The sequence below is a fragment of the Pseudomonas sp. AK-TSAG1-1 genome (assembly GCF_056821665.1).
The window spans coordinates 5,547,405-5,568,973 of record NZ_CM165965.1; the positions used below are offsets into that span (position 1 = coordinate 5,547,405).

Consider the following 21,569-nt stretch of genomic DNA (forward strand, 5'->3'; position numbering starts at 1 on the left):
CCCTTCAGCGACTCGATGAATGTAGTCGTTAGAACTGCAGAGATCAGGCCAATCACCGCGTAACGAGAATGCGCAATGAATCAAGCGCTTGCGCCAACGCTGATGGCACAGGGCCTGTTTCAATCTGCACGACCGCCCGGCAATCCCCGGCAATTTGCATGATCGCCGGGCCTAGCGCTGCTCACGGACCTCCTTCCAGATGGCGTCAAACATGACGCATCGCTTGTTGATCGCTTGACGCCCGGTTTGTATCGCAATCACCTTTGCTTCAGGAACCTGCCGAGTCATTCGCCCCAGAATCTCCAGCATGGTGACTGCGTGACCCTCATCTTCTTCGATGTGCAGTCGAAAGAACTCCAGACCTTCCTCGCCGATATTCAGTCTCTTCAGCGCCGCCAGAATCGGTTTGTAGATCAATGGCACTACGGCTTCAGCCCCCAGGCATAGTGCCGAAAGGCCCTCAACCGGATTTTCACTGCGGCAGAACGTCATGATCGAATGGGTAAAATCAACGGTCTGGGATAAAGGCGGCTCCGCCATGGGGTGGGTGCCAAGAATCCTTAGTGATCGTTGAAACAGATCGGCATGGGTGAGCTTATCGTTACCATCGATCCCCATTTCCTCCTGCAGGTTTTCCATTAAAAGCTTGATATCGTCGAGGGACTCAAGGCGATTGATGATCGCGCAGAGAAAGCGGGTGAAGTTTCTAGAATAATAATGATGCTGCACCAGAAAATAGCGCATGCCGCTCAGAGAAACTTGGCCACTCTCCATCGCCACCAACAGATCATGATGAACTAACCTATTTAACACATCAGCGTCCAGCCACTTATCCCATCTGGAACCGCCAGTGGCCGCTCGAACAGCACTCACTACATCATCGCCATATAACCTGTTATCTCTTTCCACCATAAAATTCCTTTTAACTGTCCCCAGCCATCCAATGACCAGACCGTTTTAATTAATGAGCAGCTCCAAGAACTTAAGTCCTGCCTGCAACGTTTTACTCATTGCGCATCGCTGCAAACAACTTGTCGCTCATACCTGGCCAGACAATAAGCACACAGAGAGGCGAAGATAATGCACAGACCACCGGCGGCAAGAATGAGCGCACTGCTGGAGAAATGGAGTAACAGCCATCCACTGAGCACACTCGCGGGCGGAATCGCCAGGTAGGCGATGAGCCGAGTCACCCCGACGGTTCGCCCCAGAATCGCTCGCGGAACCACTTGCTGGCGATAGGTGAAAAAAGCGATGACCACCACGGATTGGCAGCAGGTAGACAGCGCCCAGAGTGCTGCGAGTGTCCAGGGGTCGCTGGCCAACGCTGCGGTCAACGTGAATATCCCTGCCAACAGGCAACTGCGCCGGATGAGAACGCCAGCCGGATAGCGCTTCACAAGAACTGCACCTGTAGCTGATCCGGCAACGGCACCTGCGCCAATGAGCCCGTAGTAATAGCCGACATCGCTCAACGGCACAGCCAGGAGCGTGGTGAAGACATAGATCAGACTGGCACCGATCAGAGCAAAACCGAAGTTGCAGAAAAAGAACAGCAAAACCAGTGAACACAGTTCTCGATGCCGAAGGACATAGAGCAGGCCGGCTTTGATTTCAGTGAAGACACGGGTTGTGGCGGGCTGAGGTTTGCCCTGCTCCTTTAGCCAATAGCAAAGCGGCAGAGAGAACGCAAAGCCGGCAATGCTGACAACGAGAATTTGCTCCTTGGTGCTGAAGGCCAACACCGCAGCCACGCTGATCGGCGCAACGATGCGAATGATGTTGTCACTGGCGTTGACGATCGCATTGAACCGGTGAAGTTGTCGCCCCTCGACCAGCGCAGGTGCGATGCTCTGGAATACAGGGTGATGGGTTGCGCCAACGCTTGCCAGCATAAAGCTCAGCAACAACAGCGTGATGGTCAAGGCGTCCCCGGACAAGGTGCCCACGGCGACGTACATCAGGCAGCCGATGACAATGTTGACCAGATCGCCACCGATCAGAAATCGCCGCTTGCTGTAGCGATCACTCCATACACCCGCAAACGGCGTGACCAGTATGTAGGGCGCCATCGCGGCGAAAAAGGCCAGCGATGTCCAGACAGGGGAGCCTGTCTGCTCATAGACGTAAAGCGGGACAAGAAATGCAATGGCCCATGAGCAAACAGACGTGATGACATAGGATGCCAGCAGCTTGAACATCTAGACGGTCTCCGTCTGCATGGGTAGCCGCTGCGAATTCGCGAGATGCCCGCACACCATGCATTCCGGGTTCTGCTGCCAGACTTCCGCAATGCCGACATCCAGATCGTCGAAGGTGAATTCCTTGAGCTTGTTGGTCAATTGTGGCGACTGGCAACCGGTGAGGATCTTTACAGTTTCGCTCACCATCATGCCCGCGGTGACGGCCACCAGGGTCACCAGTGCCGGGCCTGGGTACTGGTAGGTTATGTCGTGCTGCTTGGCCATGGTCGAGATACTGTTCACAAGGGCGCTTTTGTTGCGTGCCGACGTCAGCCAGCAAGCACCGCAGCCCGAGCTGCCAGGTACTACCGAATAGAAAACCGACCGTCGCACATCGAGCCCGCCTGATATGAAGGGCACGCCCTCCTGAACACAGGCCTCGTTCAGCCAGTCGGCCATATAGTTCGCGGGTTTGTCGGCAACGCAAATCACAATATCGTGGCCACTTACGACTTTGGCGACATCCTGAGCTGATTCGAGGCGAGTCTCGTGGGCGGTGATGTCGAGGTGACTGTTGAACTCGAGCAACCGACGCCTGGCGGTCTCGACCTTCGGCATCCCGATGTCGCTCTCCTTGTAAAGGATCTGTCGATTCAGGTTACTCAACTCGATCTTGTCAAAATCAAGGATCGTCAGGTGATGCACACCCAGCGCTACCAGATCGAACAGGATATGGGTGCCGAGTCCGCCGCAACCCAGTACGCAAACCCTGGCCGCGCGCAGTTTCTCCTGAGAGGAAAACTTGTTCTCCCCCACCGCCGCCATCGACCCGAAAAAATCGATGTTGCGGGAAAATCTGTTGCGATCGTGGTCCGAAAGAGAAGTCGTCTCGAAAGCATCAGGACTCTCGACCAGTCGGTATCTGATCAAATCCTGCGCAACGCTGCGCAGATCCTCCTGATCCACCGCGGGATAACGGCCTGCCACCAGAGTGATCAACGCTTCCAATGGCGCGCGGCCATCCAATGCAGTAGCGAATTCCCAGACAGCACCGTGGGGGTCGGGAATTTTTGCGTATTGCCCGTTGAACCGCAGAACAACCTGGCCTTCAAGTTTGAACGGAATAATGGTCGGCTTCAGACAAAGCTTCATATATCAGCCTCAAAGACAATTAATAACAAGGTCATAAAGAACCAGGGCCATAAGGCCCCAGCTCTTATTGGCTAGTTCAGCCGATCTGAGAATCGCCAGCGGAAGATGCTTTTTCGAAAGTCATAATGATTTCCTCAAAAAAGTTAAAGGGCCAGTGGTCGAACCAACTCTCCACCGGGGTGAAGGTGTGCACACACAAAACCTAGAATAAGTTTCCGAGAGTTGCGAATCCGCGTTATTTCTTAATGTTACTCAAACAAAATACACACCCACACTCCTACACCATTCAGTAGTTAGCTCTTACAGAAACAAGAAAATACAGTGTAGGAACCACCCTTAAACTTTAAACAAGAAAGCGCTGATACTAAACATCAAAAAAACGTCGACAATCTGATACAAAACTTCAGATACAACCAGGCGACGTATTCCTCATGGCAAGCACACTCACGCCCACGGTTAGGCAGAGGCACTTTCGACGCATCGAAAAAAATCTCACGCGTGAGCCATTGATGGCACTTTGAATTGGTTGTAGTGTGGCTCACGCGTGAGATGTTCATAACGGAGTCATTGCCATGAAAAGTCGCTCCCCCACTGTTGCGTCAGAGAGCCCAAAGGGAGAGCGCTCGAAACCGTCCGCGAAAAAGCCGTCGAGCTTCTATATGAAGCAGATGCGCGCGGGCCTGGCTGCCGCCGGTTATGTGAAACACGAAACTTGGGTGCTTCCGGAAAACCGAAGCTTGCTCAAGCTAATGGAGCAACAGCTACGCCAACCGATTCTGGCTGGCTCATTCATGTCGGAGAATTACATGAGCGCAGGCAACAACTGGAACATCGATAGCCTCTTCAACGCCCTCAAGGCACTGGACGAGGTGGCTTCGCACGAGATCACACTGTCTCTGATCCAGAGCTCCGAACCCAGCATCAAGCTGGAAATGAACGAATTCGGCGGTCTGCCGATTCACATCGCCGTGGCCGGTGCACAGATCATCGTCGACACCGTGCTGGTGGACATCGACTCGATCACTGACGTGCGCGCCTTCAACGACGCCGTGCTGCGCAGCCGGGAAATGTTCCCGCTGTCGTCGATCGGTATCGAGTCGATGCCGAACGGGCAGACCGTCTACAACATGTTTGGCGCCCTCAGCGCCGACTCGAGCCTGACCAACGTCGTCACCGAGGTGAAAACCCTGGTCGACAACGTGCAGCGCGCGAGTGAAGCCTTCGAACACTTCTTCAAGTAATCAACAGGGAATATCCAATGACTCAGTCCATCTGGAGCAAGTTGTTCACCGCACTGCGCGGCGGAGCCAATGAAGTCGGCGAAGCGATCGTCGACCAACAGGCCCTGCGCATCCTCGATCAGGAAATCCGCGACGCCGACACCGCGCTGTCCAACGCCCGTCGCGAACTGGTCACCATCATGGCCAAGCACAAACTGGCCGCTGACCGCGTGAGCGAGTACGACGCCAAGATCAAGGACCTGGAAGCCAAGGCTGTTTCCGCACTGAACGCCGGCCGCGAAGACCTGGCAATGGAAGTGGCGGAAGCGATTTCGACCCTGACCAACGACCTGACCGCTGAAAAGGCCCAGAGCGATGAGTTCGGCACCTACGCCGAAAACATGCGCAAAGACATCAGCAAGGCCGAGTCGCGGATCAAGAGCCTGCGTCAGCAGGTGGACATGGCCAAGGCCCGCGACAGCGTGCAGAAGGCGCAAGTCAGCGCGTCCATCGCCAGCGGCGGCGCCAACGGCAAACTGGAAACTGCCGTCGGTACCCTGAACCGTCTGCAAGCCAAGCAGCAGCAACGCGCCGCCGAGCTGAGCGCCGCCGATGAGCTGGCCGACGCTTCGACCGGCAACGACCTGGAACGCAAACTGCGCGACGCCGGCATCACGCCGAACGAAGGCAGCGCCAATGCGATTCTTGAGCGCCTGAAACAAAAATCCGCTCAGTAACAACGCGATAAAAAACCTGTGGGAGCGGGCTTGCTCGCGAATACGGTGTGTCAGCGAATAATTTGCCGACTGACACATTGTATTCGCGAGCAAGCCCGCTCCCACAGGGTTTGTGCTGTGCAAATCACTCTGCTAGTTCGTCGCCCGGCCCGGTACACTAGCGGCGCTTTTTATGACGAACACCTCCACCCGCCTCAAGGAATGTACCCATGGGATGGTTCAAAGACTTGCTGGGCTCCAGCAACTGGCAGACTGCCGCGCCCGCTCCAGTAGCCGGCGGCCCACTCGGAATGGCACAAGGCAAAGGCGTGCGGTTCGATTCGACCCTGGCCTTGCTGCTCGATGGCAGCACCTCGGTGCAGGTTCCGGCAGCTGAGGCGATCTGGAGCGCCGGCTGGATCGACCTCGGCCAATCCAACAAGCTGCATCGCTACTACCTCAACAACGAGGACTTCTGGCTGCAGATCCACGTCACCGGTGACGACCAGATCGAGTCGGTCACGCTGTTCAATTACCTCAGCTACGTGACCGTCAACAGTGACGCCGAGCTGCAGCGCCTCGCCGGCCCCGACAGCCCGATCGGCCTGCCGACCTACACCCACGAGGGCGTCAAGTACAGCCGCGAATGGGGCACCGAGCTGGGCCAGACCGAACTGGTGCCGCTGACCGAACACGTGGTCAACCCGGACGAAAGCTACACCATCGAACACCACTCCATGCTTTACGCGCGCGAGACCGGCCTGACCGATCGCCGCGAATTGCTGCTGTTCTCCGTCGAACAGGACGAGGAAGGCACCGTCAGCCTGAGCACCTCGCTGGGCATTTCGCTGTACACGACTGATCTGAGCACCATTTAAAAAGGAAGTTTTCCATGCTGGAAGTGCTGGCCGTTTCCCTGAACAAGACCGCGCTGGTCGGCTTCGTCGTCTACCTGATCGGCGCCGTGCTGCTGTTCATGCTGTTTCAGTTCGTCTACACCCGTATCACGCCACACAAAGAGTTCGAGCTGATCCGCTCCGGCAACATCGCCGCCGCCATCGCCCTGTCCGGCGCGATCATCGGTTTTGCGATTCCAGCCAGCAATGTCATCGCGTTTTCGGTCAATGTCCTCGACTTCGTGCTGTGGGCGGTAATCGCTGCCGTCGTGCAACTGCTGGCGTTCCTCGCCACCGGCCTGGTGCTCAAGGGCACATCCAGACGCATCGCCAACGGTGAAATCGCCTCGGGTATCTACGTGGCCGCAGTGGCCATCAGCGTCGGCATGCTCAACGCCGCGTGCATGACCCCGTCCAACTGATCGGCAGGAAGCCTTCGATGAAACGCAGCAAGTACGTTCAACTGTCCCTCGCCGCTTCGGTGGCGCTGGCGATTTCCGGCGAGGTTGCCGCGCAGGATCAGCAACGATTTCAAACGGTCGAGCAGTGCGTCGGCGCCGAAGTGGCCGCCGATGTCTGCTCCAACGCCTATGTCGCGGCATTGACCGAGCACCGACGCATTGCGCCGGCCTACGACGACAAGGCCAAGTGCGACGCGGACTTCGCCGCCGACTGGTGCCAGAAAAACTCCGACGGCCGCTTCGTGCCCAAGCTCGGCGGTTTCAAGGTGCCGCAGAACGGCGAGGCGCCGCAGGATCTGAATGCGATCGCCAACGCGCAGATGCCTGCCGGGGAAGCGGCCGCCGCGCAGAACGCGCAAAGCACTTCCCACTCATCCGGTGGCGGCAACGGCTGGCTCACAGGCTGGCTGATCGGCAATGCGATGAGCAACAACGCCAACCGCACCGTTTACCGCGATCGCGACACGCGTCAGACCTACAACACCTCGACGCAGTACCGCAAAATCGAATCGGCACCGCGCAGTCAACCGGACTACGAGAGCAGCAAAAGCAAACCGGTGAACGTCGCCTCGTCGACCTCCCGTGGCGGCTTCGGCAGCCAGTCCTCCGCCCGCAGCGGTTGGGGTGGCTGGGGCAGCAGTTCCGGACGTTCGAGCAGCTGACCATGAAGAAGATCCACTGCGCCGAGCGCCCCGACTGGAAACAGACTGCCGAAGGCCTCGGCTTTCTGTTCCACACCATCGACGACGAGCCGTACTGGGACGAAAGCGCCTACTACCAGTTCACGCTCGCGCAGATCGAAAACGATCTGGAGGACCCGACCACCGAACTGCACGAGATGTGCATGGACCTGGTCGACCGCGTGGTGAACAGCGAAGAATTGCTGGATCGCCTGAGCATCCCGGCCTCGTACTACGACATGATTCGCACGTCCTGGCTGGAAGGTCATCCGCATCTGTACGGACGCATGGACTTTTCCTACAGCGGCAACGGCCCTGCCAAGCTGCTGGAACTCAACTACGACACGCCGACCAGCCTTTATGAAGCCTCCGCGTTTCAGTGGGGCTGGCTGGAACAATGCATCGAGCGCGGAATGCTGCCGCGCCATGCCGACCAGTTCAACAGCATCGATAGCAAGCTGCATCAGGCGTTCGCCGAATTGCAGCTCAAGCGGCCGTTCTACTTTGCCTCGATGAAAGACTCGGTCGAGGACAAGGGCACCACCGACTACCTGCGGCTGATCGCGGAAAAAGTCGGCATTGAATCCCGGCACATCGACATTGAAGACATCGGTCTGACCGCCGATGGTCGTTTCGTCGACCTCGAGGATCGCTGGATTCCGCACCTGTTCAAGCTGCACGCCTGGGAGTTCATCTTCCACGAACCGTTCGGCGCGGCGATTGCCGAGTGCGATACACAGTTTTTTGAACCGGCGTGGAAGTCGATCCTGTCGAACAAAGGCGCACTGCCGCTACTGTGGGAGCTGCACAAGGGCCATCCAAATCTGCTCGCGGCGCATCTTGATCCGAACCCGGCCAACGCCGTGCCTAGGGGCTGGGTACGCAAACCGTACTTCTCCCGCGAAGGCGCCAACATCGAACTGCAAACGGCGCAAGGCCTGATCGTCAAAGAGGACGGCCCTTACACCGATGCGCCGTTCATCCTGCAGGAATTTGCGCCATTGCCGAAATTCGACGACAGCTACACGCTGATCGGCTCATGGGTGATCGGCGATCAGGCGGCGGGGATTGGCGTGCGCGAAGACAACAGTCTGATCACCAAGGATTCGAGTCGGTTTCTGCCGCACCTGATCCTCGATTGAGGAACACATCGGCTCCTGGGGGAGCGGCCTTGCTCGCGAAAGGGGATTGCCATTCAACCAGTGCGGCGACTGACCCGACGCCTTCGCGAGCAAGCCCGCTCCCACAGGGGATCGGTGGTAATCACGGACCTTGCGCAATGAAAAAGGCCCGTCGTTTTGAACGACGGGCCTTTTTTATTCAGCGCGGATGCAGCATCGAATCAGAACGGAATGTCATCATCAAAACTGTCGAAATCCGGAGCTGGTTGCGGCGCAGCCTGCTGTGGAGCCGGGGCCGAACGCTGCTGAGGAGCCGACTGCTGCGGGCGTGGAGCCTGCTGACGCGGTGCCTGCTGCTGGTAGTTGTTGCCACCGCCTTGTTGGTCGCCCTGTTGTGGACGGCCGCCGAGCAGTTGCATGGTGCCTTGCATGTCGACCACGATTTCGGTGGTGTAACGCTTGATACCGTCTTTTTCCCACTCGCGGGTCTGCAGCTTGCCTTCGATGTAGACCTGCGAACCCTTACGCAGGTATTCGCCGGCGATTTCGGCAACCTTGCCGAACATCGAAACACGGTGCCATTCGGTCTTCTCGACCTTCTGACCGGTTTGCTTGTCGGTCCACTGTTCGCTGGTTGCCAGACTCAGGTTGGTCACGGCGTTACCGTTAGGCAGGTAGCGAACTTCGGGATCCTGGCCGCAAGTGCCGACCAATATGACTTTGTTAACCCCACGGGCCATAACGTTCTCCTAGGCTTCGCAAGCAGCCTCGGCCGGGTTGTTCACCAGGCGTTCGAGGGTGTCGCGATCCACTAATTCTTTGTCCAGTTTGATGTAAACAGCCGCTTCATCAGCAACTATCACTGCATCTGTTACCCCTACGAGGGCCTTGAGGCGCTCGACCAGACCCGCTTCGCGGATCGCCTCGGGCGACAACGGCAAGCGCAGGCTCGTCACGTAGGGAGGTTCGCGCATGGTAACAGCAAAGGCCAGCCAGATGGCAGCCAGACCGGCACATCCGAGGAACACAACCGACAGACCGCCATGCTGAAACAGCCAGCCGCCGAGTATCCCGCCGAGCGCCGAACCGAGGAACTGGCTGGTGGAATACACGCCCATCGCCGTGCCCTTCCCGCCTGCCGGTGAAACCTTGCTGATCAGCGACGGCAACGAAGCCTCCAGCAGATTGAACGCGGTGAAGAACACCACCGTGCCGATCACCAGCGCCCGCAAGCTGTCACCGAACTGCCAGAAGAATAGCTCAGTGAGCATCAGCGTCAGGACGGCGCCGAGCAAAATTCGTTTCATTTTGCGTTTCTTCTCGCCGTAGATGATGAACGGGATCATGGCGAAGAAAGAAATCAGTAGCGCGGTCAGGTAGACCCACCAGTGCTGCTCTTTGGGCAACCCGGCTTTTTCCACCAATGCCAGCGGCAAGGCAACGAAGCTCGACATCAACATGGCATGTAACACAAAGATGCCCAGATCCAGACGCAACAGGTCCGGGTGCTTGAGCGTCGGCATCAAGGCCTGACGCGCCACGCCGGACTCACGATGCTGCAATGGCCCGGTTGATTTCGGCACCATGAACATGATGATCAGGATGCCGACCAGTGCCATGCCGCCTGTGGCGAGAAACAGTCCGGACAGACCGAATGCACGGGTCAACAGCGGACCGACGACCATCGCCACGGCGAACGACAGGCCGATGGTCATGCCGATCATGGCCATGGCCTTGGTGCGATGCTGTTCGCGGGTCAGGTCGGAAAGCAATGCCATGACCGCAGCGGAAATCGCCCCGGCGCCTTGCAGGATACGGCCGGCGATCACGCCCCAGATCGAATCGGCCTGAGAGGCCAGCACACTGCCGAGGGCGAACACGATCAGACCGATATAGATCACCGGACGACGGCCGATGCGGTCGGAAATAATCCCGAACGGAATCTGAAAAATCGCCTGGGTCAGGCCGTAGGCGCCGATGGCCAGGCCGATCAGGGCCGGAGTCGCTCCCGCCAGATCCATGCCGTAGGTCGCCAATACCGGCAACACCATGAACATGCCAAGCATACGGAAGGCGAACACCAGGGCCAGACCGCTCGCCGCGCGGGTCTCGCTGCCACTCATGCGTTCGCTGTGGGGATCGTGCATGGAAAAACCTCGTGTGAACCGGCGGCGATTCTACCAGTCCCATCGAAAGACGGGGTATATCGCGACGCTATGACGCGTATAGATGAAACTCTCTTCATGTAAGGTAAAAACCCTTCGTTTGATAGTGTGCATCCATCCAGTATTTGGCCGTATACTCCTACGTTTTCGACGCCCGCCAAGCGAGGCCACTTTGGACAAGATCCTGATACGTGGGGCCCGTACCCACAACCTGAAGAACATCGACCTGACCCTGCCACGGGACAAACTGATCGTCATCACCGGCCTGTCCGGATCCGGCAAGTCGTCCCTGGCCTTCGACACGCTGTACGCCGAAGGTCAGCGCCGCTATGTCGAATCCCTGTCGGCCTACGCCCGACAGTTCCTGTCGATGATGGAAAAACCCGACGTCGACACCATCGAAGGTTTGTCGCCGGCGATTTCCATCGAACAGAAGTCAACCTCGCACAACCCGCGCTCCACGGTTGGCACCATCACTGAAATCTACGACTACCTGCGCCTGCTTTACGCACGCGTCGGTACGCCACGCTGCCCGGATCACGACATTCCGCTGGAGGCGCAGACCGTCAGCCAGATGGTCGACCTGGTGCTGGCTCAGCCGGAGGGCAGCAAACTGATGCTGCTGGCGCCGGTGATCCGCGAGCGCAAGGGCGAGCACTTGTCGGTGTTCGAAGAACTGCGCGCCCAAGGCTTCGTCCGTGCACGGGTCAACGGCCGCATCTGTGAGCTCGACGAGCTGCCGAAACTGGACAAGCAGAAGAAGCACTCGATCGATGTCATCGTCGACCGTTTCAAGGTCCGCGCCGACCTGCAGCAACGCCTGGCCGAGTCGTTCGAGACCGCACTGAAACTGGCGGATGGCATTGCGCTGGTCGCACCGATGGACGATGAGCCGGGCGAAGAGATGATCTTCTCTGCGCGCTTCGCCTGCCCGATCTGCGGCCACGCCATCAGCGAGCTGGAACCGAAGCTGTTCTCCTTCAACAACCCGGCCGGCGCCTGCCCGACTTGCGATGGCCTGGGCGTGAAGCAGTTCTTCGATATCAAGCGCCTGGTCAACGGCGAACTGACCCTGGCCGAAGGCGCGATTCGTGGCTGGGACAGGCGCAACGTCTATTACTTCCAGATGCTCGGCTCACTGGCCGCGCATTACGGCTTCAGCCTGGAGAAGCCGTTCAACGAACTGCCGGCCGATCAGCAGAAGTACATTCTGCATGGCAGCGGCTCGCAGAACGTTGACTTCAAGTACCTGAACGACCGTGGCGATATCGTCAAACGCTCGCACCCGTTCGAAGGCATCGTGCCAAACCTTGAGCGCCGCTACCGCGAAACCGAATCGGCCAGCGTGCGTGAAGAACTGGCCAAATTCCTCAGCACCCAGGCTTGCCCGGACTGCCGTGGCACCCGGTTGCGCCGTGAAGCGCGACACGTTTGGGTGGGCGAGAAAACCCTGCCGGCGGTGACCAACCTGCCTATCGGCGATGCCTGCGAGTACTTCGGCGAGCTGAAGATGACCGGCCGTCGCGGCGAGATCGCCGACAAGATCCTCAAGGAAATCCGCGAACGCCTGCAGTTCCTGGTCAACGTCGGTCTCGACTATCTGTCCCTGGATCGCAGCGCTGACACTCTGTCCGGTGGCGAGGCGCAGCGGATTCGTCTGGCCAGTCAAATCGGCGCAGGCCTGGTCGGAGTTCTGTACATCCTTGACGAACCGTCTATCGGCCTGCACCAGCGCGATAACGACCGGCTGCTCGGCACCCTCAAGCACCTGCGCGATATCGGCAACACCGTGATCGTGGTCGAGCACGACGAAGATGCGATTCGTCTGGCTGATTATGTGGTGGATATCGGGCCGGGGGCTGGCGTGCATGGCGGGCAGATCGTTGCCGAGGGCACCCCTGCCGAAGTCATGGCACACCCGGATTCCCTGACCGGCAAATACCTGTCGGGCCGCGTGAAGATAGAGGTGCCCGCCAAACGCACACCGCGCAATAAAAAGCTGACCTTGTCGCTCAAGGGCGCGCGCGGCAACAACCTGCGCAATGTCGATCTGGAAATTCCGATCGGGCTGCTGACCTGCGTGACCGGTGTGTCCGGTTCGGGCAAATCGACGCTGATCAACAACACGCTGTTCCCTTTGAGCGCTACCGCCCTCAATGGTGCGACCACGCTTGAAGCGGCTGCACACGACAGCATCAAAGGCCTTGAGCATCTCGATAAAGTCGTCGACATCGACCAGAGCCCGATCGGCCGCACGCCGCGCTCCAATCCGGCAACTTACACCGGGCTGTTCACTCCTATCCGCGAACTGTTTGCCGGCGTTCCCGAGTCGCGCTCTCGTGGTTACGGCCCGGGACGTTTCTCGTTCAACGTCAAGGGCGGGCGCTGCGAGGCGTGTCAGGGTGACGGCCTGATCAAAGTCGAAATGCACTTCCTGCCGGACATCTATGTGCCGTGTGACGTGTGCAAGAGCAAGCGCTACAACCGCGAGACCCTTGAAATCAAGTACAAGGGCAAGAGCATCCACGAAACCCTCGAAATGACCATCGAGGAAGCCCGGGAGTTCTTCGATGCGGTGCCCGCGCTGGCGCGCAAGCTGCAGACATTGATGGACGTGGGTCTGTCATACATCAAACTCGGCCAGTCAGCCACCACGCTGTCCGGCGGCGAGGCGCAGCGGGTCAAGCTGTCACGCGAGTTGTCCAAGCGCGACACCGGCAAGACCCTGTACATCCTCGATGAGCCGACCACCGGCCTGCACTTCGCGGATATCCAGCAATTGCTCGACGTGCTGCACCGCCTTCGCGACCATGGCAACACGGTGGTGGTGATCGAACACAACCTGGACGTGATCAAGACTGCCGACTGGCTGGTGGATCTCGGACCAGAAGGCGGCTCCAAAGGTGGGCAGATCATCGCCACCGGTACGCCGGAGGAAGTGGCCGAGATGAAGCAGTCTCACACCGGGCATTACCTCAAGCCGCTGTTGATTCGCGACCGCGCTTAACCGCCGGGCATGAAAAAGCCCCTGTCACCTCAGCGGTGACAGGGGCTTTTTTGTGTCTGTGCAATCAGGTGTGAGATTGCAGGTAATTTTCGAGACCGATGAGTTTGATCAGGCCCAACTGCTTTTCAAGCCAATAAGTGTGATCTTCTTCGGTGTCGTTGAGCTGAATACGCAGGATTTCGCGACTGACGTAGTCTTTGTGCTGCTCGCACAACTCAATGCCTTTGCACAGCGCTGCGCGGACTTTGTACTCAAGACGCAGATCAGCCTCGAGCATCTCTGGCACGGTGGTGCCGACGTCGAGATCATCCGGGCGCATGCGCGGGGTGCCTTCGAGCATCAGGATCCGGCGCATCAGAGCGTCTGCGTGACCGGCCTCTTCTTCCATCTCGTGGTTGATTCGTTCGTAGAGCTTGGTGAAACCCCAGTCCTCATACATCCGCGAGTGCACAAAATATTGGTCACGCGCGGCCAGTTCGCCGGTCAGCAACGTGTTGAGGTAATCGATAACGTCTGGGTGGCCTTGCATCGCCCTACATCTCCCTGCTTGAAAGTCTGTAGTTTGAACCAAGCCGACCGGAAGGTCACCCCGTTTCGCGCAATAAAAGCGAAGATATTCTGAGAAAATCGGCCTAAATAACGCAAAAACCGCCCTAATGAGGGCGGTTCTGCTTCTCGTTTAGACTTCGTTAAGCTGTACGTTGAGCAGCTTTGCGATTGCTTCTCCATACGCCGGATCGGCCTTGAAGAAATGCTGTAACTGACGGTCAACCACATCAGGTGAAACACCGCTCATGGCGCCCGCGATATTACTGACCAGCAAGGCTTTCTGCTCCTCGCTCATCAAACGGAACAGCGCGCCCGCGTGGCTGTAGTAGTCAGTGTCTTCGCGATGATCGTACCGGTCGGCCGGTCCGCTCAAAGCCAAAGCAGGCTCGGCGTAGTGCGGCGCCTGCTTCGGCGACTCGATGTAGCTGTTCGGTTCATAGTTGGGTGCTGCGCCACCGTTGCTGCCAAAGGCCATCGAGCCGTCGCGCTGGTAGGTGTTCACCGGGCTGCGCGGGGCATTCACCGGCAGTTGCTGGTGATTGGTGCCAACACGGTAGCGGTGCGCATCGGCGTAGGCGAACACACGACCCTGGAGCATGCGGTCCGGCGACAGACCAACACCCGGCACCATGTTGCTTGGGCCAAATGCTGCTTGCTCGACTTCGGCGAAGTAATTCAGCGGGTTGCGGTTCAACTCCAACTCACCGACTTCGATCAACGGGAACTCTTTCTGCGACCAGGTCTTGGTCACGTCGAACGGGTTCTCGTAGTGAGCTGCAGCCTGCGCCTCGGTCATGATCTGAATGCACACACGCCATTTCGGGAAGTCACCACGCTCGATGGCCTCGAACAGGTCACGCTGAGCGTAATCCGGGTCGGTGCCCGCCAGACGCGCAGCATCAGCCGGCGCAAGGTTCTTGATCCCTTGTTGGGTCTTGTAATGCCACTTCACCCAGTGACGCTCGCCTTTGGCGCTGATCAGGCTGTAGGTGTGGCTGCCGAAGCCGTGCATGTGACGGTAACCATCAGGAATGCCGCGATCCGAAAACAGAATGGTCACCTGGTGCAGCGCTTCAGGCGAATGCGACCAGAAGTCCCACATCATCTGGGCGCTTTTCAGGTTGCTCTGCGGCAAACGTTTCTGAGTATGGATAAAGTCGGGAAACTTCAGCGGGTCTCGAATGAAGAACACTGGCGTGTTGTTACCAACGATGTCCCAATTACCTTCCTCGGTGTAGAACTTCAGGGCGAAACCGCGCGGATCACGCTCGGTGTCAGCCGAACCACGCTCGCCACCTACAGTGGAGAACCGCAGGAATGTCGGGGTTTGCTTGCCGACAGCCTCGAACAGCTTGGCGCTGGTGTATTCAGTGATGTCGCGAGTCACGGTGAACGTGCCGTAAGCACCCGAGCCTTTGGCGTGCACGCGACGCTCAGGAATATTTTCACGGTTGAAGTGGGCAAGCTTCTCGATCAAATGGAAATCGTCGAGCAGCAGCGGGCCACGAGGGCCGGCGGAGCGAGAATTCTGGTTATCAGCGACAGGTGCGCCACTGGCGGTCGTAAGCGTTTTGATCTGGCTCATACGGTCTTCTTCCTCTGTCAGTCTTGAAACTGCCGGCTAATCGGCTTGCTGGGAAGTATTGATCATCGATGTGACAGCCACAAATTCATTAACCTTCAAGCATCGATAGAAAATTACTAACAACAAATCCCATCACATAATGACAACAGAACAATGTCAGAAGCTTGTACGAACCGTGCATTTATTGCGGACACAAAAAACCGGGCACTAGGCCCGGTTTTTCGTTGCAGACTGACGTCTTACTCGGCGGATACAGCTTCGCCAGCAGTAGCACGATCAACCAACTCGACGTACGCCATAGGCGCGTTGTCGCCAGCGCGGAAACCGCACTTGAGGATGCGCAGGTAGCCACCCTCACGGGTAGCGTAACGCTTGCCCAGGTCGTTGAAGAGCTTACCAACGATAGCTTTCGAACGAGTACGGTCGAAAGCCAGACGGCGGTTAGCCAGGCTGTCTGTCTTGGCCAGAGTGATCAGCGGCTCGGCAACGCGGCGCAGTTCTTTGGCTTTTGGCAGAGTAGTTTTGATCAGCTCGTGCTCGAACAGCGACACCGCCATGTTCTGGAACATGGCCTTGCGGTGCGAGCTGGTGCGGCTCAGGTGACGCCCACTTTTACGATGACGCATGGTTCATTCCTTACCAAACACTACGTTCGGTGATTACGACGATCAGGCAGTCGCCTTGTCGTCCTTCTTAAGACTTGCAGGCGGCCAGTTGTCGAGGCGCATGCCGAGGGACAGACCGCGGGAGGCCAGAACGTCCTTGATTTCAGTCAAGGATTTCTTGCCCAGGTTCGGAGTCTTCAACAGCTCTACTTCGGTGCGCTGAATCAGGTCGCCGATGTAGTAGATGTTTTCCGCCTTAAGGCAGTTAGCCGAACGTACAGTCAGTTCCAGATCGTCAACCGGGCGAAGCAGGATCGGATCGATCTCGTCTTCCTGCTCGACAACCACTGGCTCACTGTCACCTTTGAGATCGACGAACGCAGCCAACTGCTGTTGCAGGATGGTTGCAGCGCGGCGGATAGCCTCTTCAGGATCCAGGGTACCGTTGGTTTCCAGATCAATAACCAGCTTGTCCAGGTTGGTACGCTGCTCGACACGGGCGTTTTCCACCACGTATGCGATACGGCGAACCGGGCTGAACGAAGAATCGAGCTGCAAGCGACCGATGCTGCGGCTTTCGTCTTCATCGCTCTGACGCGAGTCGGCTGGTTCATAACCACGACCACGAGCTACGGTGAGCTTCATGTTCAGGGCGCCGTTAGACGCCAGGTTAGCGATTACGTGATCGGGATTAACGATCTCGACATCATGATCCAGCTGAATATCGGCAGCGGTAACCACCCCCGAACCCTTCTTCGACAAGGTCAGCGTAACTTCGTCACGACCGTGCAGCTTGATGGCCAGACCTTTAAGGTTCAACAGGATTTCAATTACGTCTTCCTGTACACCTTCGATGGCGCTGTACTCGTGGAGCACACCGTCAATCTCGGCCTCGACTACTGCGCAGCCGGGCATTGAGGACAACAGGATGCGGCGCAGCGCGTTGCCCAGGGTGTGGCCAAAACCACGCTCGAGAGGCTCGAGAGTGATCTTGGCGCGGGTTGGACTGACAACCTGCACATCAATATGGCGGGGTGTCAGGAACTCATTTACCGAAATCTGCATGGATGCACCTATTTTCTAGCCCTTACTTGGAGTAGAGCTCGACAATCAGGCTTTCGTTGATGTCGGCGGACAGATCACTGCGAGCAGGAACGTTCTTGAAAACGCCCGACTTCTTCTCAGTGTCTACTTCTACCCATTCTACGCGGCCACGTTGGGCACACAGATCGAGAGCTTGGACAATGCGAAGTTGGTTTTTTGCTTTCTCGCGAACTGCAACCACGTCACCAGCACGAACCTGATACGACGGAACGTTTACGGTCTGACCGTTAACGCTGATCGACTTGTGCGATACCAGCTGACGGGATTCGGCACGAGTCGAACCAAAGCCCATACGGTATACAACGTTGTCCAGACGGCATTCGAGCAGTTGCAGCAGGTTTTCACCGGTTGCACCTTTCTTGCCAGCAGCTTCTTTGTAGTAGCCGCTGAACTGACGCTCGAGAACGCCGTAGATACGACGGACCTTCTGCTTTTCACGCAGTTGGGTGCCGTAATCGGACTGGCGACCGCGGCGTTGGCCGTGGATACCAGGTGCTGCTTCAATGTTGCACTTCGATTCGATCGCGCGCACGCCGCTCTTCAGGAAGAGATCGGTGCCTTCGCGACGAGCGAGTTTGCATTTTGGACCAATGTAACGAGCCATTCTTTACAATCTCCTGGATTACACGCGGCGCTTCTTCGGCGGACGGCACCCGTTGTGCGGGATTGGCGTCACGTCGGTGATGCTGGCGATCTTGTAGCCACAGCCGTTCAAAGCGCGGACTGCGGATTCACGACCCGGACCTGGACCTTTGACGTTAACGTCGAGGTTTTTCAGGCCGTATTCCAGCGCAGCTTGACCAGCACGTTCAGCAGCTACTTGAGCAGCGAACGGGGTGGACTTGCGGGAACCGCGGAAACCCGAACCACCGGAGGTAGCCCAGGAAAGAGCGTTACCTTGACGGTCGGTAATGGTCACGATGGTGTTGTTAAAAGAAGCATGGATGTGGGCGATGCCATCAACCACTGTCTTTTTAACTTTTTTACGAGGACGAGCAGCAGGTTTTGCCATGATTAAATTCCTGTCGATTCGCTGGGGCGATTACTTGCGGATCGGCTTACGCGGACCTTTACGGGTACGCGCGTTGGTCTTGGTACGCTGACCGCGTACTGGAAGACCGCGACGATGACGCAGACCGCGATAGCAACCGAGGTCCATCAAGCGCTTGATTTTCATGTTGATTTCGCGACGCAGGTCACCTTCAGTGGTGAACTTCGCCACTTCGCCACGCAGCTGTTCAATTTGCTCGTCGCTCAGATCTTTGATCTTTGCTGCTGGGTTTACCCCAGTATCTGCACAGATTTTCTGCGCAGTAGTGCGACCGACACCATAGATGTAGGTCAGCGAGATAACAGTATGCTTGTTATCTGGAATGTTAACGCCTGCAATACGGGCCATTCAGTGGGACTCCAATTGACAGCTACCTACGCCCCGGAAGCCAAGAAATAGGGCGCGAGATAATATCGCTGTAATAACAAATAATCAACCCGGCAGCGCACTAGCTGCCGGGCTTGAAGCACAATCACACTCAGCCTTGGCGCTGTTTGTGACGCGGTTCCGCGCTGCAAATTACTCGAACAACACCTTCGCGGCGAATAATCTTGCAGTTACGGCACAGCTTTTTCACCGATGCACGAACTTTCATCACCAACTCCTCGAACCTTATGGGTACTCAGCGCAACATGCCGCTGCCGTAACCCTTCAGGTTGGCTTTCTTCATCAGGGATTCGTACTGGTGCGAAACGAGGTGCGATTGTACTTGGGACATGAAGTCCATCACAACCACGACCACGATCAGCAACGAGGTCCCGCCAAGGTAGAACGGAACGTTTGCTGCAACCACCAGGAACTGGGGCAACAGGCACACGGCCGTCATGTAAAGAGCACCGAACATGGTCAAGCGAGTCAGAACGCCATCAATGTAGCGCGCAGACTGCTCACCTGGACGGATGCCCGGAATAAAGGCACCGGACTTCTTCAGGTTTTCCGCTACGTCTTTCGGATTGAACATCAACGCCGTATAGAAGAAGCAGAAGAAAATAATCCCTGCACTAAACAGCAGAATATTCAACGGCTGACCAGGAGCGATCGACTGCGAGATGTCCTGCAACCAGCCCATACCTTCAGACTGACCAAACCAGGCACCCAACGAAGCCGGGAACAGCAAAATGCTGCTCGCGAAAATAGCCGGAATAACACCGGCCATGTTCACCTTCAGCGGCAAGTGGCTTGTCTGCGCAGCAAAAACCTTGCGGCCCTGCTGACGCTTGGCGTAGTGAACGGCGATACGACGCTGACCACGCTCAATGAACACCACAAAACCGATAATCGCTACTGCCAGCAAACCGATGGCAACCAGGGCGAAAATATTGATATCACCCTGACGCGCAGACTCGAAAGACTGCCCGATTGCTCTCGGAAGACCGGCGACGATACCCGAAAAAATCAACATCGAGATACCGTTGCCTACACCACGCTCAGTAATCTGCTCACCCAGCCACATCATGAACATCGCACCAGCCACAAACGTGGATACCGCGACGAAATGGAAGCCAAAGTCACCAGTGAACGCAACGCCCTGCCCCGCCAGACCAATGGACATGCCAATGGCCTGAACGAGAGCGAGAACGACGGTGCCGTAGCGGGTGTACTGGCTGATCTTGCGACGGCCAGCTTCACCTTCCTTCTTCAACTGCTCCAGCTGCGGGCTGACGGCGGTCATCAGTTGCATGATGATCGATGCCGAAATGTACGGCATGATCCCCAGTGCAAAGATGCTCATCCGTTCCAGCGCGCCGCCGGAGAACATGTTGAACAAGCTAAGAATGGTCCCCTCATTCTGTCGAAACAGGTCTGCGAGTCGGTCCGGGTTGATACCTGGAACCGGGATGTGTGCGCCTATTCGGTAGACGATAATCGCCAGGAACAGAAAACGCAGACGAGCCCAGAGTTCAGACATACCGCCTTTGCCGAGCGCAGAGAGAGCACCTTGCTTAGCCATTTATTCCTCGAACTTGCCGCCAGCTGCTTCGATAGCCGCACGCGCACCTTTGGTGGCGCCGATTCCCTTGCCGATAGTGACAGCGCGAGTCACTTCACCGGACAGCATGATTTTCACACGCTGTACGTTGACGTTGATCACGTTGGCATCTTTCAGGGACTGCACAGTGACGATATCGCCTTCCACTTTAGCCAGCTCGGACAGACGCACTTCTGCGCGATCCATGGCTTTCAGGGAAACGAAACCGAACTTCGGCAGGCGACGGTGCAGCGGCTGTTGACCGCCTTCAAAGCCTGGAGCAATGGTGCCACCGGAACGGGAGGTTTGACCTTTGTGGCCACGGCCACCAGTCTTACCCAAACCGCTACCGATACCACGGCCCGGACGATGCTTTTCGCGACGGGAACCCGGCGCTGGACTCAGATCATTGAGTTTCATCGATTAACCCTCGACACGCAGCATGTAGTAGGCCTTGTTGATCATCCCGCGATTCTCGGGAGTATCCTGGACTTCTACAGTGTGACCGATGCGACGCAGACCCAGACCCTTAACACACAGTTTGTGGTTAGGGATGCGGCCGGTCATGCTTTTGATCAGCGTTACTTTAACGGTAGCCATGATCAGAAGATCTCCTTGACGCTTTTGCCACGCTTGGCGGCAATGGATTCAGGAGACTGCATAGCTTTCAAACCTTTGAAAGTGGCGTGAACCACGTTTACCGGGTTAGTCGAGCCGTAGCACTTGGCCAGAACGTTCTGAACGCCAGCAACTTCGAGGACAGCACGCATAGCGCCGCCAGCGATGATACCGGTACCTTCAGAAGCAGGCTGCATGTACACCTTCGAAGCGCCGTGAGCGGACTTCATTGCGTACTGCAGAGTGGTGCCGTTCAGGTCAACTTGAATCATGTTACGGCGAGCAGCTTCCATTGCCTTCTGGATCGCAGCAGGCACTTCACGCGACTTGCCACGGCCGAAGCCAACACGCCCTTTACCATCACCCACCACGGTCAACGCGGTGAAAGTGAAGATACGGCCGCCTTTAACGGTTTTGGCTACGCGGTTAACTTGAACCAGCTTCTCAATGTAGCCTTCGTCGCGCTTTTGGTCGTTATTTGACATAA

Annotated in this window: 24 protein-coding genes; 7 read left to right on the plus strand and 17 right to left on the minus strand. The window is 57.2% G+C overall.

The window, feature by feature from the left end; translation table 11 throughout:
* Positions 1–171: 171 nt before the first annotated feature.
* The 3 genes from AC1UK9_RS25115 to AC1UK9_RS25125 form a co-directional block, all read right to left on the minus strand.
* The gene (locus AC1UK9_RS25115) at positions 172–912 is read right to left on the minus strand and encodes an iron-containing redox enzyme family protein (protein WP_482578697.1); all 741 of its coding nucleotides are present in this window, start codon (positions 910–912) and stop codon (positions 172–174) included.
* Positions 913–1,007: 95 nt separating this feature from the next.
* Complete coding sequence (locus tag AC1UK9_RS25120; RefSeq protein WP_482578698.1) at positions 1,008–2,201, minus strand: MFS transporter; 1,194 nt, start codon at positions 2,199–2,201, stop codon at positions 1,008–1,010.
* Entirely contained in the window at positions 2,202–3,335 is a 1,134-nt protein-coding gene (locus AC1UK9_RS25125) for a HesA/MoeB/ThiF family protein (RefSeq protein ID WP_482578699.1), read from the minus strand.
* Between the two features lie 572 nt (positions 3,336–3,907).
* Here AC1UK9_RS25125 and AC1UK9_RS25130 point away from each other — a divergent pair.
* The 6 genes from AC1UK9_RS25130 (at position 3,908) to AC1UK9_RS25155 (ending at position 8,450) form a co-directional block, all read left to right on the plus strand.
* The gene (locus tag AC1UK9_RS25130) at positions 3,908–4,576 is read left to right on the plus strand and encodes a YjfI family protein (RefSeq protein WP_025109512.1); all 669 of its coding nucleotides are present in this window, start codon (positions 3,908–3,910) and stop codon (positions 4,574–4,576) included.
* A gap of 17 nt (positions 4,577–4,593) precedes the next feature.
* A complete protein-coding gene (locus tag AC1UK9_RS25135; RefSeq protein WP_025109511.1) occupies positions 4,594–5,292 on the plus strand; it encodes a PspA/IM30 family protein in 699 nt (232 codons plus the stop codon).
* 209 nt (positions 5,293–5,501) lie between these two features.
* The gene (locus AC1UK9_RS25140) at positions 5,502–6,149 is read left to right on the plus strand and encodes a DUF2491 family protein (protein WP_482578700.1); all 648 of its coding nucleotides are present in this window, start codon (positions 5,502–5,504) and stop codon (positions 6,147–6,149) included.
* 14 nt (positions 6,150–6,163) lie between these two features.
* Positions 6,164–6,589 (plus strand): DUF350 domain-containing protein, encoded by a 426-nt coding sequence (locus AC1UK9_RS25145; protein ID WP_025109509.1) that lies wholly within the window; start codon positions 6,164–6,166, stop codon positions 6,587–6,589.
* Between the two features lie 17 nt (positions 6,590–6,606).
* Positions 6,607–7,290: a DUF1190 domain-containing protein gene (locus tag AC1UK9_RS25150; protein ID WP_025109508.1), complete on the plus strand. Its 684-nt coding sequence runs from the start codon at positions 6,607–6,609 to the stop codon at positions 7,288–7,290.
* A 2-nt stretch (positions 7,291–7,292) separates the two neighbouring features.
* Positions 7,293–8,450 (plus strand): glutathionylspermidine synthase family protein, encoded by a 1,158-nt coding sequence (locus tag AC1UK9_RS25155; protein ID WP_482578701.1) that lies wholly within the window; start codon positions 7,293–7,295, stop codon positions 8,448–8,450.
* Positions 8,451–8,650: 200 nt separating this feature from the next.
* Here the strand turns inward: AC1UK9_RS25155 and AC1UK9_RS25160 are convergent, their stop codons facing one another.
* On the minus strand, positions 8,651–9,169 hold the full coding sequence (locus AC1UK9_RS25160) for a single-stranded DNA-binding protein (protein ID WP_003228709.1): 519 nt from the start codon (positions 9,167–9,169) through the stop codon (positions 8,651–8,653).
* 9 nt (positions 9,170–9,178) lie between these two features.
* The gene (locus tag AC1UK9_RS25165) at positions 9,179–10,576 is read right to left on the minus strand and encodes an MFS transporter (RefSeq protein WP_025109506.1); all 1,398 of its coding nucleotides are present in this window, start codon (positions 10,574–10,576) and stop codon (positions 9,179–9,181) included.
* Between the two features lie 190 nt (positions 10,577–10,766).
* Here AC1UK9_RS25165 and uvrA point away from each other — a divergent pair, with 190 nt between their 5' ends.
* Positions 10,767–13,601, plus strand: coding sequence for an excinuclease ABC subunit UvrA (gene uvrA, locus AC1UK9_RS25170; RefSeq protein ID WP_025109505.1), 2,835 nt, complete (start codon positions 10,767–10,769; stop codon positions 13,599–13,601).
* A gap of 64 nt (positions 13,602–13,665) precedes the next feature.
* Here the strand turns inward: uvrA and bfr are convergent, their stop codons facing one another.
* The 12 genes from bfr to rpsE form a co-directional block, all read right to left on the minus strand.
* The gene (gene bfr, locus AC1UK9_RS25175) at positions 13,666–14,130 is read right to left on the minus strand and encodes a bacterioferritin (protein WP_025109504.1); all 465 of its coding nucleotides are present in this window, start codon (positions 14,128–14,130) and stop codon (positions 13,666–13,668) included.
* 150 nt (positions 14,131–14,280) lie between these two features.
* Positions 14,281–15,735, minus strand: a complete 1,455-nt coding sequence (locus AC1UK9_RS25180) for a catalase (RefSeq protein ID WP_482578702.1) — start codon at positions 15,733–15,735, stop codon at positions 14,281–14,283.
* Positions 15,736–15,974: 239 nt separating this feature from the next.
* Positions 15,975–16,361, minus strand: a complete 387-nt coding sequence (gene rplQ, locus AC1UK9_RS25185; RefSeq protein WP_003176402.1) for a 50S ribosomal protein L17 — start codon at positions 16,359–16,361, stop codon at positions 15,975–15,977.
* A 42-nt stretch (positions 16,362–16,403) separates the two neighbouring features.
* Positions 16,404–17,405 (minus strand): DNA-directed RNA polymerase subunit alpha, encoded by a 1,002-nt coding sequence (locus AC1UK9_RS25190; protein ID WP_003186012.1) that lies wholly within the window; start codon positions 17,403–17,405, stop codon positions 16,404–16,406.
* A gap of 22 nt (positions 17,406–17,427) precedes the next feature.
* Positions 17,428–18,048, minus strand: a complete 621-nt coding sequence (gene rpsD, locus AC1UK9_RS25195; protein WP_003176404.1) for a 30S ribosomal protein S4 — start codon at positions 18,046–18,048, stop codon at positions 17,428–17,430.
* A gap of 18 nt (positions 18,049–18,066) precedes the next feature.
* Positions 18,067–18,456, minus strand: a complete 390-nt coding sequence (gene rpsK, locus AC1UK9_RS25200) for a 30S ribosomal protein S11 (protein WP_002555466.1) — start codon at positions 18,454–18,456, stop codon at positions 18,067–18,069.
* Between the two features lie 30 nt (positions 18,457–18,486).
* Positions 18,487–18,843 (minus strand): 30S ribosomal protein S13, encoded by a 357-nt coding sequence (gene rpsM / locus AC1UK9_RS25205; RefSeq protein WP_008374135.1) that lies wholly within the window; start codon positions 18,841–18,843, stop codon positions 18,487–18,489.
* Positions 18,844–18,973: 130 nt separating this feature from the next.
* The gene (gene rpmJ / locus AC1UK9_RS25210; RefSeq protein ID WP_002555468.1) at positions 18,974–19,090 is read right to left on the minus strand and encodes a 50S ribosomal protein L36; all 117 of its coding nucleotides are present in this window, start codon (positions 19,088–19,090) and stop codon (positions 18,974–18,976) included.
* 27 nt (positions 19,091–19,117) lie between these two features.
* The gene (gene secY, locus AC1UK9_RS25215) at positions 19,118–20,446 is read right to left on the minus strand and encodes a preprotein translocase subunit SecY (RefSeq protein ID WP_003228718.1); all 1,329 of its coding nucleotides are present in this window, start codon (positions 20,444–20,446) and stop codon (positions 19,118–19,120) included.
* Positions 20,447–20,884, minus strand: coding sequence for a 50S ribosomal protein L15 (rplO, locus tag AC1UK9_RS25220; RefSeq protein WP_003228720.1), 438 nt, complete (start codon positions 20,882–20,884; stop codon positions 20,447–20,449).
* Positions 20,885–20,887: 3 nt separating this feature from the next.
* On the minus strand, positions 20,888–21,064 hold the full coding sequence (gene rpmD, locus AC1UK9_RS25225; protein WP_003176408.1) for a 50S ribosomal protein L30: 177 nt from the start codon (positions 21,062–21,064) through the stop codon (positions 20,888–20,890).
* Positions 21,065–21,066: 2 nt separating this feature from the next.
* Positions 21,067–21,567: a 30S ribosomal protein S5 gene (gene rpsE, locus AC1UK9_RS25230; protein WP_003186035.1), complete on the minus strand. Its 501-nt coding sequence runs from the start codon at positions 21,565–21,567 to the stop codon at positions 21,067–21,069.
* Between the last annotated feature and the right edge of the window lie 2 nt (positions 21,568–21,569).

What these genes read in the sequence shown, in the direction of transcription:
- rplO (WP_003228720.1), bottom strand. Translation starts at nt 20,884, where the DNA reads ATGAAACTCAATGATCTGAGTCCAGCGCCGGGTTCCCGTCGCGAAAAG.
- AC1UK9_RS25140 (WP_482578700.1), top strand. Translation starts at nt 5,502, where the DNA reads ATGGGATGGTTCAAAGACTTGCTGGGCTCCAGCAACTGGCAGACTGCC.
- rpmD (WP_003176408.1), bottom strand. Translation starts at nt 21,064, where the DNA reads ATGGCTACCGTTAAAGTAACGCTGATCAAAAGCATGACCGGCCGCATC.
- rpsE (WP_003186035.1), bottom strand. Translation starts at nt 21,567, where the DNA reads ATGTCAAATAACGACCAAAAGCGCGACGAAGGCTACATTGAGAAGCTG.
- AC1UK9_RS25115 (WP_482578697.1), bottom strand. Translation starts at nt 912, where the DNA reads ATGGTGGAAAGAGATAACAGGTTATATGGCGATGATGTAGTGAGTGCT.
- rpmJ (WP_002555468.1), bottom strand. Translation starts at nt 19,090, where the DNA reads ATGAAAGTTCGTGCATCGGTGAAAAAGCTGTGCCGTAACTGCAAGATT.
- bfr (WP_025109504.1), bottom strand. Translation starts at nt 14,130, where the DNA reads ATGCAAGGCCACCCAGACGTTATCGATTACCTCAACACGTTGCTGACC.
- AC1UK9_RS25120 (WP_482578698.1), bottom strand. Translation starts at nt 2,201, where the DNA reads ATGTTCAAGCTGCTGGCATCCTATGTCATCACGTCTGTTTGCTCATGG.
- AC1UK9_RS25180 (WP_482578702.1), bottom strand. Translation starts at nt 15,735, where the DNA reads ATGAGCCAGATCAAAACGCTTACGACCGCCAGTGGCGCACCTGTCGCT.
- rplQ (WP_003176402.1), bottom strand. Translation starts at nt 16,361, where the DNA reads ATGCGTCATCGTAAAAGTGGGCGTCACCTGAGCCGCACCAGCTCGCAC.
- AC1UK9_RS25150 (WP_025109508.1), top strand. Translation starts at nt 6,607, where the DNA reads ATGAAACGCAGCAAGTACGTTCAACTGTCCCTCGCCGCTTCGGTGGCG.
- rpsK (WP_002555466.1), bottom strand. Translation starts at nt 18,456, where the DNA reads ATGGCAAAACCTGCTGCTCGTCCTCGTAAAAAAGTTAAAAAGACAGTG.
- secY (WP_003228718.1), bottom strand. Translation starts at nt 20,446, where the DNA reads ATGGCTAAGCAAGGTGCTCTCTCTGCGCTCGGCAAAGGCGGTATGTCT.
- rpsM (WP_008374135.1), bottom strand. Translation starts at nt 18,843, where the DNA reads ATGGCCCGTATTGCAGGCGTTAACATTCCAGATAACAAGCATACTGTT.
- AC1UK9_RS25135 (WP_025109511.1), top strand. Translation starts at nt 4,594, where the DNA reads ATGACTCAGTCCATCTGGAGCAAGTTGTTCACCGCACTGCGCGGCGGA.
- AC1UK9_RS25125 (WP_482578699.1), bottom strand. Translation starts at nt 3,335, where the DNA reads ATGAAGCTTTGTCTGAAGCCGACCATTATTCCGTTCAAACTTGAAGGC.
- AC1UK9_RS25145 (WP_025109509.1), top strand. Translation starts at nt 6,164, where the DNA reads ATGCTGGAAGTGCTGGCCGTTTCCCTGAACAAGACCGCGCTGGTCGGC.
- AC1UK9_RS25155 (WP_482578701.1), top strand. Translation starts at nt 7,293, where the DNA reads ATGAAGAAGATCCACTGCGCCGAGCGCCCCGACTGGAAACAGACTGCC.
- AC1UK9_RS25190 (WP_003186012.1), bottom strand. Translation starts at nt 17,405, where the DNA reads ATGCAGATTTCGGTAAATGAGTTCCTGACACCCCGCCATATTGATGTG.
- rpsD (WP_003176404.1), bottom strand. Translation starts at nt 18,048, where the DNA reads ATGGCTCGTTACATTGGTCCAAAATGCAAACTCGCTCGTCGCGAAGGC.
- AC1UK9_RS25130 (WP_025109512.1), top strand. Translation starts at nt 3,908, where the DNA reads ATGAAAAGTCGCTCCCCCACTGTTGCGTCAGAGAGCCCAAAGGGAGAG.
- AC1UK9_RS25165 (WP_025109506.1), bottom strand. Translation starts at nt 10,576, where the DNA reads ATGCACGATCCCCACAGCGAACGCATGAGTGGCAGCGAGACCCGCGCG.
- AC1UK9_RS25160 (WP_003228709.1), bottom strand. Translation starts at nt 9,169, where the DNA reads ATGGCCCGTGGGGTTAACAAAGTCATATTGGTCGGCACTTGCGGCCAG.